Below are 13,326 nucleotides of genomic sequence, written 5' to 3'. Positions count from 1 at the left end.
CTATGGCTGTGTATACCGAAGTCACCGATGAAGAGCTGAGCGACTTCATCGGCCAATATGATGTCGGGCGCCTGCTCTCGTTCAAGGGCATCGCGGAAGGCGTCGAAAACAGCAATTTCCTGGTACATACGGACAAGGCGTCCTTCATTCTGACCCTTTACGAAAAGCGGGTAAATCCGGACGACCTGCCCTATTTCCTGAACCTATTGCAACACTTGGCGGCAAAGGGTTTGTCCTGCCCGACACCGGTCGCCTCGAGGTCAGGCAAGCTTCTGGGCACACTGGCCGAGCGTCCGGCCGCGCTTGTTACCTTTCTGGAAGGAATGTGGGTCAAGCGGCCCCGCGTTGAGCATTGTGGTGAACTCGGCAAAGCCATGGCTGAGCTTCATCTCGACGGGCGGGACTATGACGGTTTCAGAAAAAACGCTCTGGATGTCAGCGGTTGGCGCCCTTTGTTCGATCAATGCGGGGACCGCAGTGACAGCGTTCATCCAGGCCTGACAACCGAACTTGCCACCGAACTCGAACATCTCGAAACCATCTGGCCCTCGGACCTGCCAAGCGGCGTCATTCATGCAGACCTCTTTCCCGACAACGTCTTTTTTCTGGGCGACGAACTCTCGGGCCTGATTGATTTCTATTTCGCGTGCAACGATGCTTTCGCCTACGACATTGCCATCTGCCTCAACGCATGGTGCTTCGAGCAAGATCTTTCCTTCAATGTGACCAAGGCCAGGGCGCTTCTGAACGGCTACACAGGTGTCCGGCCGCTGAACGAGGCCGAGTATGATGCGTTGCCGATCCTGTGCCGAGGTGCTGCGCTGCGCTTCTTGCTCACCCGGCTCTATGACTGGTTAAGCGTACCTCCCGGTGCATTGGTCACTCCGAAAGATCCGATGGAATACATAAAGAAACTGCGTTTTCACCAAACGGTCAGTTCCACAGAGGCTTACGGATTGGAAAGATGAGCACCGAAAACCGCGTCACCATTTATACCGACGGTGCCTGTTCCGGAAATCCCGGACCAGGTGGGTGGGGAGCGATATTGCGTTTTGGCGGTCACGAGCGGGAACTGCAGGGTGGCGACACGGAAACCACCAACAACCGCATGGAACTGATGGCAGCAATCGAAGCGCTCAACACGCTTAAGCGCCCTTGCGCCGTCGATCTGTATACCGACAGCACCTATGTGCGCAGCGGCATTCGAGAATGGCTTGAGGGTTGGAAACGAAAAAACTGGCGGACCGCTGCGAACAAGCCCGTGAAGAATGCAGACCTCTGGCAAGCCCTTGATACAGCAAGGGAACGGCATGACGTGACCTGGCACTGGGTCAAGGGACATGCCGGTCACCCCGACAATGAGCGTGCAGATGAGCTGGCGCGTGGGGGCATGGCTCCCTATAAGAGCGGCGGCTAATAACAAGATCTGTTCGTGCAACAGAGGATTTCGAGTGAGCGATATCAGGGGGTCCGCACCGGCAGCGTCACGCCGGACCGAGCCGCATTCAACCGGCAAGGTGCTGATAATGGCGAACCCGACGTCAGGCGGGTATGACGACCAGTTTCTCGAAGACGTTCGACAGCGGCTGGAAAGCCAAGGGCGTTCGACGGAAATCCGCCTGACTCAACGTGCCGGTGAAATCGGTGAAACATGTGCTGACCCTGCATTGAGCGTTCAGACACTCGTGGTCGCAGGTGGCGACGGTTCAATCAACGAAGCGCTCACCGGTTTCCAAGATCATCCCGCCCCGCCGCAACTGGCTGTGATCCCCACCGGCACGGCGAATGTGCTCGCGCTGGAGCTGTCCTTACCGCGGTCTGCTGCTGCCGTTGCCGATATGATCCTCGCCCAAAAGACAAAGCCTTTGCACTTCGGCATTGCCAATGGCAGGCCTTTCGCGCTTATGGCCTCAACCGGGTTCGATGCTGAAGTCGTCCACGGCGTCCCGCTTGCTCTGAAACGCCGATTCGGCAGGCTTGCCTATGTGATTACAGCCATCCGAATAGGACTGAAACGCAAAGGCGCCCTCTTGGACGTCACGCTGGACGGCGAGACCCTGAGAGGCAAGTTCGCCGTTGCGTGCAATGCGCACCACTATGGCGGCCCATTTGTGATTTCTCCTGGCGGAGCGACCGATCCCGGTCTCCATATGCTGGTGTTGGAAAAAGACGACCCTTGGTCGTCCCTGCGCTATGGGATCGCTCTCCTATGCGGGCGCATTCACAAGGCGAAAGGCGCGACCGTAAGACCGTTCAAAATTGCATCGATCAAGGCGATGAAAGCTGTCGCGGCCCAAATCGACGGCGATCCCTTTGGCGCGACGCCGCTGGAAATCCAGGCATCGGACAAGACTGTGCCAATCCTCGTGCCTTAGCCTCCGCACCGATGACAACCGCTTCAATGGCGGACACCTGTCAGGCGCTTTCGGCTTCCGCCGGCATTTTCCGCAAGATCTTCGTGGCTTCAGAGGCCGAGACAGCTTCTCCGAAAAAGAAACCTTGCGCATACTCACAGCCAAGCTGATAGAGCTCCAGAGCGTCGTTTTCGCTCTCCGCACCTTCTGCAACCACCTGCATGCCCAGATCATGTCCCATGGCAACAATGGTCCTGAGCAGCACCGGCCGCGCAGAAGATCCGTTGGGTTTGACGAAGGATTGATCAATCTTGATGGTGTCAAACGGAAACCGCTGCAGGTAAGACAGCGAAGAATGGCCGGTACCGAAGTCATCCAGCGACAACCCTGCCCCAAGGCCCCGCAAACGCTCCAGAACCTTCGCGGAGTATTCCGGGTTGGACATGAGCAGAGATTCGGTCAACTCGAGCTTGAGCGTTCCCGGCTCCAATGACGTTCTGGACAGCACCGCTTTTACGTCGTTGATCAGATCCTGCTTGAGCAGCTGGCGAGACGATAGGTTGACTGATGCGAACAGCGGGCGTTGCATCGGAAACTCGCGCTGCCAATGTGCAAGCTGCTGAGCGCCCTTGTCCAGCATGTACATGCCAAGTTCATTGATCAGACCAGACTGCTCGGCAACCGGAATGAATTCGGACGGAGAAATCTTGCCGCGTTTTGAGTGGTTCCAGCGAGCAAGAACCTCAAATCCAGCGACAGACTGATCTTCCAGACGAATGATCGGTTGGAAGAAAACACCAAGTGTCTCCTTCTTGATCGCTTCTCTGAGATCTGCCTCCAGATCAACGATATTCTTGTCGAGTGGGCGCAGAATCGGACGGAAGACTTCCTGGCGGTCCCCTCCGAGACGCTTTGCGTGATTAAGCGCAATCTCAGCGTTGGTGAGCATGTCTTCAACGCCCTGTTTGCCACCCTCAAAGAACGAGATGCCAACCGAACAAGTCAGAAAGATCTCCCGGTCTCCAAAGGTAATCGGGGCGCGAACTGCCTTGCGCAGAGCATCGGTCAGCGCGACAATTCTGTCTGGCTCCTGTTCCGACAAGAGCACCAGACCATACTGGTCGCCCGACAGTCGGCCCAATGTGTCCTGTTGGCCGATCAGACGGCCAAGGCGCCGCGCAACCGTCAAGAGAATACTGTCGCCGGCCGACAGACCTATACTGTCATTGACCTGCTTGAACCGGTCGAGGTTCAAAACCAGAATTGTCGGTTTGGACGTTTCCTCAGCCTTCGCACGGACCACTGTTGTACGAAGGCGGTCGACAAAGAGCTCGCGGTTGGGCAATCCCGTCAAATTGTCATGGACCGCATCATGCAGAAGTCGCTCTTCAGCCGTGCGTTCTTCGGTGACGTCCAGGAGCGTCCCGACACAACGTATGACCTCGCCGTCAGACCCGATGATGGGCCGCGCGCGCAACCGGAACCAACGGAAATGGCCATCTTCAGACCTCAGCCGGAACGTTTGCATCACACGCCCGCGGCGCTGGTCTATCACCGCATCCAGCGTCGCGCGGAACCGGTCGCGATCCTGCGGGTGCAACACATCAAGCCAGTCCCGCGCCGGTCCTTCCAGCGTGCCATGTTTGAGGCTCAGAAGGTCTTCGACTTCGTTGCCGGTAAAGATCCGATCCCGATCGATATCCCAGTCCCAGATGATGTCGCCTGCACCCGTCAGCGCCAAGGCCTTGCGCTCAACGTCAGAGATCAGACCCTGTGCGATAGCGCCACCTGCGAAGGCGTGCTGCATCACCGTAAAGCCGATCAGAAGAACAATCAGAACCAGACCGCCGCCAAGTGCCGGTTGAACGATGTCGTTGCCAAGATATCCGGTCACGGACATGGCTGCGCCAATCAACCAGGCAATCAACAGACACCAGGTGGGGATGAGCAGGATTGCCCTGTCGTAATGCTGAAAGGCCAGCACTGCGATGGTCACGAAGCCCAGTACGCCAATTACTCCCAATGAAAGCCGCGCAATGCCGGCCGCAACCGACGGATCCCAAACCGCCACGCCCAACAGCCCCAATATGAGGATCAATGTCGTCAGCGCGAGGTGAGAATAGTGAATGTTCCAGCGATTAAGATTGAGATAGGCATAAAGAAAGATGATCAAGCTGGCCGCAAGCATCACTTCCGCACAGGCCCTGGCGAGCTGGCTGCCACCGCCGCCCAGATTGAACACCATGCCCCAGAAGCCGAAGTCGATGCACAAATAGGCAAGCACCGACCAGGCAAGCGCTGCTGTTGCCGGGAACATGACGGTGCCCTTGACGACGAACAAGATCGTCAGGAAGAGAGCCAGCAAGCCTGAAATACCGAGAATAATGCCCCGGTAAAGAGTGTAGGCGTTAATGGTTTCCTTATAAACATCCGGTTCCCAGATCCGGATTTCAGGCAGATTGGGCGTCGTCAGTTCCGCGACGAAAGTCACGATGGAGCCCGGGTCGAGCGTCACTAGGAAGACATCTGCTTCCAGGCTTTTCTGACGCTGCGGGGCAATACCCTGGCTTGGGGTGATTGTGGCGATACGCGAGGAACCAAGGTCCGGCCAAAAGACTTCGGAGCTGACAAGCTTGTAGTTCGGCGCGACGATCAAACGGTCTATCTGTTCATCGCTGGTGTTGGCCAGGGCAAAAACGGCCCAGTTTGTGTTGGTACCATCAAGCGACGGAACCTCGATCCGGCGGACGATGCCGTCAGCACCGGGCGCCGTAGAGACCTGCAGCCGTGTTCCGGCGTCCCTGTGAAGCTCAACGGAATTGGTGATATCCAGCGCTTCGATATCAATCGGCACGGGGATCGGTTCGAGAGCTTGCGCCGGGAAGGCAACAAGCATCGCGAAGATCAACCACAGTCCTATGACAATGCGTTTCAGAACGCTGACGTATGTTTCCGGTAACGTATGCGACATGGGGCGAAGAACTACCGGGTTGTTGCGCATCTCACAAGAATTCTTTCAAGATACCGTCAACACTCGGCGCCACCTTTTCCAGCCGTGATGCGTGATCTTCCGCCAAACAGGCAAACAAGAGATGATCCTGCCAGGTGCCGTTAATTAACAGATAGTTGCGCGCATAGCCTTCTCTGTGGAAGCCTGCATTCTCGAGTAGTCGGATGGACGGCATGTTGGTCGGAAGACACGCCGCTTCAATTCGGTGAAGGTTCAAAACGCCGAAACAAAACGGCAAGATCATGGCGACCGCGGAAGACATATGGCCTTTCCCCGCATGCCTTTCCCCCATCCAATAGCCGAGAGTTGCTGTCTGGCTTACACCGCGGCGAATATTGCTCAGCGTCAAGCCACCGAGTATCTCGTGTCGTTTGGCACGAAACAGCAGAAAAGAGAGGCTGCGGCCTTCCTTACGGTCCTTCGCGTAACGGCGCAGACGGCGGCGAAAACCTGACTTCGTCAGATCGTCGGAAGGCCATAACGGCTCCCAGGGTTTCAGGAACCGTCGGCTTTCTGCACGCAGCTCCGACCACTCTTTATAGTCGGACATGATCGGAGGACGCAGAAAGTAACCGCCGGCTTCGATCAGCAGTTCGGCGTCAGGCGATGTTCCCGGCCGTAGCAATGCCATCCTCGCGCGCCTCCAGCCAAACTACATGGAAGCTGCCTGCAGAACGGGTCCCTGCTGAAGCCTGTCCGCAAGCTCTGCTGCGGTCATGATGCCATCAACCGGCCCAATTGCAGTCAGTGTCGGCGTTGCGCCGACAAAGGTTTCGTGCGCCACCCGCCGGATATCTGCAGCGGTGACTGCGTCAATTTTGGCAGAGATTTCGTCCGGGCCCAGGACGCGTCCATGAACGAGGATCTGGCGCGCGATCTGCCCGGCACGCGCTGCGGGACTTTCCAGCGCCATCATAAGGCCTGCGCGGATCTGCGCCCGTGACCTGGCCACCTCATCATCCGTAATCGTCTGGGTGGCGGACACCAGCTCATCTGCAATCATCGGCATCAGAGCGCCAAGGTCTTCATGACTTGTTGCAGCATGAAGGCCGAACAGGCCGGTATCGGAAAAAGCCCAATGGAAGCTGTAGATTGCGTAACACAGCCCGTGTTTTTCGCGAATTTCCTGGAACAGCCGCGAAGACATCCCGCCACCGAGCACGGAGGCGAGGATCTGAATGGCGTAGTAATCCTTGGACTTATAGGGTCTGCCTTCAAAGCCCATTAGTACCTGGGCTTCCATGAGATCCTTGTTGCGCAGGGTTTCACCGCCCCGGTAGGTGGCTTCAGATTCCTGCGACGCAGCTTCGCTGCTGAAACCGCCCAGTTTTTCCCGAGCCATTGCAACCAGCTCGTCATGATCGACGGCGCCTGCAGCTGCCAGAACCATGTCCGGAGCCCGATACCGTTCCGCCAGATACGTGTTCAACGCGTCCCGATTGAACCCCTGCACCGTCTCCGGTGTGCCCAGAATGGGGCGTCCGATTGGCTGGTCGGGCCAAGCGGTCGACTGAAACAGATCAAATGCCTGATCTTCAGGTGAATCGTTGGCCGCACCGATTTCCTGCAGGATCACATGCTGTTCACGCATCAGCTCCTGGGCGTCAAAGGTAGAGTTCTGCAGAATGTCTGCCAGTATATCGACTGCAAGGGGCATGTCTTCAGCAAGAATACGGGCGTAATAGTTGGTATGTTCGATACTGGTCGAGGCGTTCAGCTCTCCTCCGACGGCCTCGATTTCCTCGGCAATGCCTCTCGCGGTGCGCGATTTGGTGCCTTTGAAAGCCATGTGTTCAAGAAGATGGGTGATGCCGTTCTGGTTCACCAGTTCCGCTCGAGAGCCCGTGCGGACCCAAATTCCAAGCGCCGCGGTTTTCAGGTAAGGCATCTGGTCGGTAACGACCGTCATCCCGTTTTCAAGAACAGTTGTTTGTACTTTCATATAGTCACACCCCAGCGGTGACGGCCCGGGCGTGATCTTCGATATATCGCTCCACCACGTCCTGATCTGCCGCCAATATTTGCTGGCGCTCCTCCGCGCTCATCATGTCTTTAAGATTTTCCGGCAATTCCGGGTGTATGCCAGCCGCTTTTTCGACTGCATCCGGGAATTTGGCCGGATGAGCCGTTCCCAGAACCACCATGGGAACAGAACTATCGTTCTGCTCCTTTGCAACGTGCACACCAATAGCGGTGTGCGGATCCAGAAGGTATCCCGCGTCTTCCCAGACCCGTGCAATTGTTGAGGCCGTTTGTGCTTCATCACACCGCCCGGCTCCAAAGGAGCTCCGCATGTCGGCGAGTGGCCCTTCATCAATCGTAAAACTGCCGGACTGCATAAGCTGGTTCATCATGCGCTGAACAACTGCTCCATCCCTGCCGCAAACTTCCGCAAGAAGGCGCTCGAAGTTGGAGGAAACCTGAATGTCCATCGACGGTGAAATCGTTGGCGTCACGCCGCGCTTTTCATAGCGTCCGGTCTCAAGCGTGCGCGCCAGAATGTCATTGACATTGGTCGCAACTATCAATTTTTCGACTGGAAGTCCCATTTTCATGGCCGCATAGCCAGCGAAGATATCGCCGAAATTGCCCGTTGGCACCGTAAAGGAGACCTTCCTTTGCGGAGAACCCAACGCAGCTCCGGCGACGAAGTAATAGACGATCTGTGCCAGAATGCGCGCCCAGTTAATCGAGTTGACACCCGACAAAGCGACCCGATCGCGGAACGAGAAATGGTTGAACATGCCTTTGACGATTGCCTGGCAGTCATCAAAGTTCCCGGTCAGCGCCAAGGCATGCACGTTGGCATCGTCAGGCGTGGTCATCTGCCGCCGCTGGACATTCGATACCCGGCCGTCCGGAAACAGGATGAATATGTCTGTTCGCTCTCGGCCCCGGAACGCATCGATTGCAGCGCCGCCAGTATCGCCCGAAGTTGCACCGACGATCGTTGCGCGGAGACCGCGCTTGGCCAGGACATAATCCATGATCCGGCCTAGCAACTGCATCGCGACGTCCTTGAACGCCAGCGTGGGTCCGTGAAAGAGTTCCAGGACAAAAGTGTTTGCGTCGGTCTGGACCAATGGTGTTACGGCTGGATGCCGGAAGCCTTCATAGGCTTCTTTGATCATGGACTTCAGATCGTCATTCGGGATGTCGTTGCCAACGAACGGCTGCATCACCTGGAAGGCAACGTCCTCATAGGGCTTGCCCGCGAAGGACGCTATGGTTTCGGCATCAAATTGCGGCCACGTTTCCGGCAAATACAAACCACCGTCGCGGGCAAGCCCCTGGAGCAGGACATCGGAGAATTCCAGAACTGGTGCTTCACCACGGGTGCTCGTGTATTTCACCGCGCAACTTCCCTTTCGATTTGATCTTGTTTCGGGACGCCCTTAAGCCCCTTGCCCGATCTGCCAGAAATGAAGATTACTTCAAAGCCGGCGGATTTGAAACAAACCATGCCAAACATGCGACTTACGCGCCATAACAATCAAGCGCAAGTCGCTTTTGGCTAAAATCGTGACTGTAGTGGGACAGGGATCAGGCGTGGCCAGCATCAGAAAACAGCATCGCCGGGTCGATGCCCAGACTGCCGAGAGCACGGTGCCATTTTCTATCGGATTCCCGATCGAACAGAATGTCTGAGTCGGCGGGTGCCGTAAGCCAGCCATTGGATTGTATCTCGCTCTCAAGCTGGCCCGGTGACCAGCCGGCATAACCCAGAGCCAACATGGCCTGCTCCGGGCCGGTTCCCTGTGCAAGAGCTCTGAGTATTTCAAGCGTTGCTGTCAGACAAATGCCGTTGTCGATCGCCAATGTCGACTGGTTGAGCATGAAGTCGTCGCTGTGCAGGACAAATCCGCGTTCAACTTCAACCGGACCACCTTTGTGAACATTCATGCCGCGTACGCTGGCGGGCATCCGAATGGCACTGTCGTCGTTGACGATATCCAATTGTATTAAGAGTTCTTCCAGTGACAGGTGTCTGGCAACCTGATTTACAACCAGACCCATCGCCCCCTGATCCGAGTGGGAGCATACATAAATTACAGAGTGTTCGAACCGGCTGTCTGCCATGCTCGGCATCGCAATCAGAAACTGTCCTTCGAGGGTATCTGTTGCTTCGGTTACAGCCATTCGTACCTCATTTGCCGTTGATGCCCCCTGCCGCCTTGAAGTGTAGCCCCTTTGGTTGTGTTTGTTAATGTCAGTTTCCAATTTCACTGGTGTTGGGTTCACGGCGGCGTCACAAGGATATGACCCCGATTTAGGCAACCGGCTGATGACCTCCTCCGGAAAGTCGTGTAGCAAAAAGAGCATGAAACGATTTGCCCTTTTTCTTTCGCTCGCCCTCCTGACAGCCCTTTCTCCGGCGCGTGCCGCCATGACCGACTGGACTGAGGTTCAAGGTGGTGCTGTGCGGTTGATTGCCTCCGCCCCGCTAAAAGACGGCACCTATCTGGCGGGCCTGGAATTTCTTATGGAAGAGGGCTGGCATACTTATTGGCGTTACCCTGGCGAAGCTGGAATTCCGCCGCAAATCACGCTTTCTAACACCGAAAACCTGAAAGACATTGAAGTCCTCTATCCGGTGCCGGAGCGCTACAATGACGGGTTTTCAGAATCAATCGTCTATCACGATGGCATCGTGTTGCCTATAAAGGTAACGCCTGAGGACCCTTCTGGTGAGGTTCGTCTTTCCATCGAACTTTTCTTCGGTATCTGCAAGGACATCTGTGTTCCGGGTGATGCTGTTCTCAGTCTCGATTTCGGCCCGAACATGGAAGAAGACAAGCTCGCGGCCAAACTGATCGAACGAGACCTCGACAATGTGCCGGCTTCGTCCAGCGACGATACGCTGAAGATCGAGAATGTAAGCCTGTCTGAGGACAAGACATTGCTTGTCATCGATGCCACCGTTGGCACTGAGGAACAACCGGATCTCTTTGCCGCCGGTCCGCACGGGTCTTTCATCGGCTTGCCAAAGCTGGCCAGCCACGACGGGGATGCCGCGACCTGGCACCTCTCCACCAAGGGTCTGTCCACACATGACGAGGACACGACACTCCGGCTGGTGCTGACCTCTGGCGGCAAGGCAACGGAAGTATTGCAACCGATTGATCCCGCCTGGGTGGAATAGTTCGCAGTCAAGCTTCAAGTTTCCGTTTTTGGCGCCGTGTCCCTCGACTGGAACAGCATTCCGCCCTATCTCTGGCCCGGGCTGCATTTTCCTTCGGCAGCCAACGGACAAGGGATTTTAGTTATGACACTTAAGGTTGGGGACCGCCTCCCAGAGGCCACGTTCAAGATCATGACCGCGGACGGTCCGGGCGAGACGACAACAAGCGCGCTGACGAATGGCAAGACGATGGTACTCTTTGGAGTGCCGGGTGCCTTTACGCCAACCTGCCACATGAATCATCTGCCCGGCTTTGTCGAACACTCCGAGACGCTCAAGAACAAAGGCGTCGACGAGATCGCCGTTGTTTCCGTCAACGACGTTTTTGTGATGGATGCCTGGGAAAAGGGCTCAAACACAGGCGGCAAAATCACGTTCCTGGCCGACACCGGCGCTGAATTCGTCGAAGCTGTCGGTCTCGGGCTCGGTCCTGCACCAATTTTCGGTCATTTGCGCTCACAGCGCTTCGCGCTCATCGCAAAAGACGGAGAAGTAACGTTCCTCGCCGTTGAAGACAGCCCTGGTGACGCCACCAAATCAGGTGCCGCCGCTATTTTGGAAGCGCTCGGTTAAGGTTTTTCGATAGCCGTCAAAATTCAGAGAGCCCGCAAGGGCTCTCTTTTTATGTGCTGTCCGTGCGCCTTCGTGGCCAAATCACCCCGGCGGCCCACGTCAAATAGACGCCCACCAATGTCGCTGCGAGACCGAACCACGTGAGAGCATAGCCGAGGTGGTCGTTTTTGAAGCGCACAATCGTTTCGCCAGCCTGAGGCAATCCGGCGACAGGCGTAAATGCCGCATCCAAGTCGACGCTATAGGGCGCGAGGCCTGTGGTTTCGACCCCCAGAAGCTCAGCCATCGATGCCGTATCGCGCGCGAACCAGATGAGATCATTCTTGTCCGGTTCTGGTGTCGTCCAATTTGGCTCCTCGCTGAGACGCAACAACCCCGTTAGGGTGATTTCACCTTCAGGCAGGTCAAGTGCTTCAGTTCGGCGATCGCCATCAAGCCCTTGGGGTAGAAAGCCGCGATTGACAAAGACCGTCCAACCTTCATCTGATTTGAACGGCGCATAGACCATCAGTCCGGGCCCGCCAATGGTGCCAACAGGATCTGTCAGTGCGGTGTAATAAAAGGCAGAGCCTCCCTGGAACACGCCGCGGACTTCAACATGACGATAATCGTCGTCTTCGGTAAGGGCGTCCCAAGCTGCTGGACCAGGTGCCGAAATCGGGGAACTGGCAACACCTGCCTTCACTCTGTCGATCAAAGCTTCTTTCCAGGCCAATCGGTTGAGCTGCCAGAAGCCAAGATTGAGCAGGATAGCCAGCGCTATCAACGTCGCAAGGGTCGGGAAAATGAGCTTCCTCATGGGCCCCATCTTAGGGACAATCCTTTCAGTCAGGAGTTTTGGTCGTCGTCGAGGCGGCCTTCCGCGGCCTTGTGGCGAAATTGCAGGGCAATCATAAGGCCTTTGAGGGGACGAAGCACCAATCCGGCAAGAACGACGGTCAACGGCAGCCAAAGCAACAGGTGTAGCCAGATCGGTGGCTGGAAGGACAGTTCAACAAAAAGCACCAGCCCGACGATGACAAAACCAACCAGCATAATGACAAACACTGCTGGCCCATCGCCACTGTCGGCAAAGCTATAGTCCAGTCCACAGGACATGCAGGATTTCTTCACGCTCAGGAAACCATCAAAGAGATTGCCCTGGCCGCATTGCGGGCACTTGCCCGACAGCCCGGCAGACACCGGATTAACCGGAGGAAAATGTGCCTTGACTTCCATCGTCTGCCTTACTCCATGCACCAAACGATTGCGCCCGACCCGGTTGGCCGGATCGGGCGCAAGTGTCGTTCTTTGTGTGTCGTCCTAGTGGGCGGCAGGCGTACCCGCACCCCAGATATAGATGGCGACGAACAGGAACAGCCAGACAACGTCAACGAAGTGCCAGTACCAGGCAGCCGCTTCGAACCCGAAGTGCTTTTCCTTGGTGAATTGACCCGCGAGTGCGCGGCCCAGGCAAACAGCCAGGAAGATCGTACCGACAATCACGTGGAAGCCGTGGAAGCCGGTGGCCATGTAGAAGGTCGCGCCATAGATGTTGCCGCTGAAGCCAAATGCTGCGTGGCCGTATTCATAGACTTGGCAGATGGTGAAGAGCACGCCGAGGATCACTGTCAGCGTCAACCCCCATTTCAGGCCTTCGCGGTCCTCGTGCAGCAGAGCGTGGTGCGCCCAGGTCACCGTGGTGCCTGAGCACAGAAGGATCAGCGTGTTGAGCAGCGGCAGGTGCCAGGGGTCGAATGTTTCAATGCCATCGGGTGGCCAATGGCCGCCTGTCGCTTCTACCCTTGCGAACTGGATCGCTTCTCCCGCAAAAAGCGCGGCATCGAAATAGGCCCAGAACCAGGCTACGAAGAACATCACTTCAGAAGCGATGAAGAGCAGCATGCCGTAGCGCAGATGCAGGGAAACAACCCGAGTGTGGTGGCCCTGATGCGATTCATTGATGGTGTCGCGCCACCACCCAAACATCACATAGAGAATAACCAGAAGGCCTATGGCGAACAGGCCCCAGCCAGTCAGGTTCATTCCGAACAGAACAAACTCCGTGCCCTGTGCCGACTTCATGAAGCCGATGGCTCCAAGAGCAAACACAAATGCGCCCACTCCACCTAGAAACGGCCACGGACTTGGTTCCACAAGGTGGTAGTCGTGGTTTTTGGTATGTGCCTCAGCCATCGGCAAGCTCCCCAAACACAGTCATTTCAATC

Annotated in this window: 13 protein-coding genes; 5 read left to right on the top strand and 8 right to left on the bottom strand. The window is 56.4% G+C overall.

Translation table 11 applies throughout. From position 1 onward, the window contains the following. The first annotated feature begins 2 nt into the window (after nucleotides 1–2). The 3 genes from thrB to Q0835_RS04555 are packed head-to-tail and all read left to right on the top strand — an operon-like array spanning nucleotide 3 to nucleotide 2,375. A complete protein-coding gene (thrB, locus tag Q0835_RS04565) occupies nucleotides 3–968 on the top strand; it encodes a homoserine kinase (protein ID WP_298958784.1) in 966 nt (321 codons plus the stop codon). Beyond that, nucleotides 965–1,417, top strand: a complete 453-nt coding sequence (gene rnhA / locus Q0835_RS04560; protein WP_298958781.1) for a ribonuclease HI — start codon at nucleotides 965–967, stop codon at nucleotides 1,415–1,417. Before thrB ends, rnhA begins: the two co-directional genes overlap by 4 nt. 34 nt (nucleotides 1,418–1,451) lie before the next feature. Then, complete coding sequence (locus Q0835_RS04555; RefSeq protein WP_298958778.1) at nucleotides 1,452–2,375, top strand: diacylglycerol kinase family protein; 924 nt, start codon at nucleotides 1,452–1,454, stop codon at nucleotides 2,373–2,375. Between the two features lie 40 nt (nucleotides 2,376–2,415). On the opposite strand, the gene Q0835_RS04550 is transcribed toward Q0835_RS04555, so the two are convergent. The 5 genes from Q0835_RS04550 to Q0835_RS04530 form a co-directional block, all read right to left on the bottom strand. Continuing rightward, nucleotides 2,416–5,325, bottom strand: coding sequence for an EAL domain-containing protein (locus tag Q0835_RS04550; RefSeq protein WP_298958775.1), 2,910 nt, complete (start codon nucleotides 5,323–5,325; stop codon nucleotides 2,416–2,418). 31 nt (nucleotides 5,326–5,356) lie between these two features. Next, on the bottom strand, nucleotides 5,357–5,995 hold the full coding sequence (locus Q0835_RS04545; RefSeq protein WP_298813894.1) for a GNAT family N-acetyltransferase: 639 nt from the start codon (nucleotides 5,993–5,995) through the stop codon (nucleotides 5,357–5,359). 21 nt (nucleotides 5,996–6,016) lie between these two features. Further along, complete coding sequence (locus Q0835_RS04540) at nucleotides 6,017–7,306, bottom strand: pitrilysin family protein (protein ID WP_298813896.1); 1,290 nt, start codon at nucleotides 7,304–7,306, stop codon at nucleotides 6,017–6,019. A gap of 4 nt (nucleotides 7,307–7,310) precedes the next feature. Then, complete coding sequence (gene thrC, locus Q0835_RS04535) at nucleotides 7,311–8,717, bottom strand: threonine synthase (RefSeq protein WP_298958773.1); 1,407 nt, start codon at nucleotides 8,715–8,717, stop codon at nucleotides 7,311–7,313. Between the two features lie 190 nt (nucleotides 8,718–8,907). Next, on the bottom strand, nucleotides 8,908–9,504 hold the full coding sequence (locus Q0835_RS04530; RefSeq protein ID WP_298813900.1) for a YqgE/AlgH family protein: 597 nt from the start codon (nucleotides 9,502–9,504) through the stop codon (nucleotides 8,908–8,910). Nucleotides 9,505–9,685: 181 nt separating this feature from the next. Here Q0835_RS04530 and Q0835_RS04525 point away from each other — a divergent pair, with 181 nt between their 5' ends. Both Q0835_RS04525 and Q0835_RS04520 read left to right on the top strand, forming a co-directional pair. Then, a complete protein-coding gene (locus Q0835_RS04525; protein ID WP_298813902.1) occupies nucleotides 9,686–10,507 on the top strand; it encodes a protein-disulfide reductase DsbD domain-containing protein in 822 nt (273 codons plus the stop codon). 123 nt (nucleotides 10,508–10,630) lie between these two features. After that, nucleotides 10,631–11,119: a peroxiredoxin gene (locus tag Q0835_RS04520; protein WP_298958770.1), complete on the top strand. Its 489-nt coding sequence runs from the start codon at nucleotides 10,631–10,633 to the stop codon at nucleotides 11,117–11,119. Between the two features lie 49 nt (nucleotides 11,120–11,168). Here the strand turns inward: Q0835_RS04520 and Q0835_RS04515 are convergent, their stop codons facing one another. The 3 genes from Q0835_RS04515 to Q0835_RS04505 form a co-directional block, all read right to left on the bottom strand. Further along, nucleotides 11,169–11,918 (bottom strand): SURF1 family protein, encoded by a 750-nt coding sequence (locus tag Q0835_RS04515; protein ID WP_298958767.1) that lies wholly within the window; start codon nucleotides 11,916–11,918, stop codon nucleotides 11,169–11,171. Nucleotides 11,919–11,947: 29 nt separating this feature from the next. Then, on the bottom strand, nucleotides 11,948–12,337 hold the full coding sequence (locus Q0835_RS04510) for a DUF983 domain-containing protein (protein ID WP_298958765.1): 390 nt from the start codon (nucleotides 12,335–12,337) through the stop codon (nucleotides 11,948–11,950). Between the two features lie 84 nt (nucleotides 12,338–12,421). After that, nucleotides 12,422–13,294, bottom strand: a complete 873-nt coding sequence (locus tag Q0835_RS04505; RefSeq protein WP_298813908.1) for a cytochrome c oxidase subunit 3 — start codon at nucleotides 13,292–13,294, stop codon at nucleotides 12,422–12,424. Nucleotides 13,295–13,326: the final 32 nt, after the last annotated feature.

Source organism: uncultured Roseibium sp., assembly GCF_947499295.1.
GTDB lineage: Bacteria > Pseudomonadota > Alphaproteobacteria > Rhizobiales > Stappiaceae > Roseibium.
Note: the sequence above shows the minus strand (reverse complement) of the source record. Positions and strands in the feature narration are given on the sequence as shown.

Coding starts and splice junctions, on each gene's coding strand:
- thrB (WP_298958784.1), top strand. CDS start 3: ATGGCTGTGTATACCGAAGTCACCGATGAAGAGCTGAGCGACTTCATC.
- rnhA (WP_298958781.1), top strand. CDS start 965: ATGAGCACCGAAAACCGCGTCACCATTTATACCGACGGTGCCTGTTCC.
- Q0835_RS04550 (WP_298958775.1), bottom strand. CDS start 5,325: ATGTCGCATACGTTACCGGAAACATACGTCAGCGTTCTGAAACGCATT.
- Q0835_RS04545 (WP_298813894.1), bottom strand. CDS start 5,995: ATGGCATTGCTACGGCCGGGAACATCGCCTGACGCCGAACTGCTGATC.
- Q0835_RS04540 (WP_298813896.1), bottom strand. CDS start 7,306: ATGAAAGTACAAACAACTGTTCTTGAAAACGGGATGACGGTCGTTACC.
- Q0835_RS04530 (WP_298813900.1), bottom strand. CDS start 9,504: ATGGCTGTAACCGAAGCAACAGATACCCTCGAAGGACAGTTTCTGATT.
- Q0835_RS04525 (WP_298813902.1), top strand. CDS start 9,686: ATGAAACGATTTGCCCTTTTTCTTTCGCTCGCCCTCCTGACAGCCCTT.
- Q0835_RS04520 (WP_298958770.1), top strand. CDS start 10,631: ATGACACTTAAGGTTGGGGACCGCCTCCCAGAGGCCACGTTCAAGATC.
- Q0835_RS04515 (WP_298958767.1), bottom strand. CDS start 11,918: ATGAGGAAGCTCATTTTCCCGACCCTTGCGACGTTGATAGCGCTGGCT.
- Q0835_RS04510 (WP_298958765.1), bottom strand. CDS start 12,337: ATGGAAGTCAAGGCACATTTTCCTCCGGTTAATCCGGTGTCTGCCGGG.
- Q0835_RS04505 (WP_298813908.1), bottom strand. CDS start 13,294: ATGGCTGAGGCACATACCAAAAACCACGACTACCACCTTGTGGAACCA.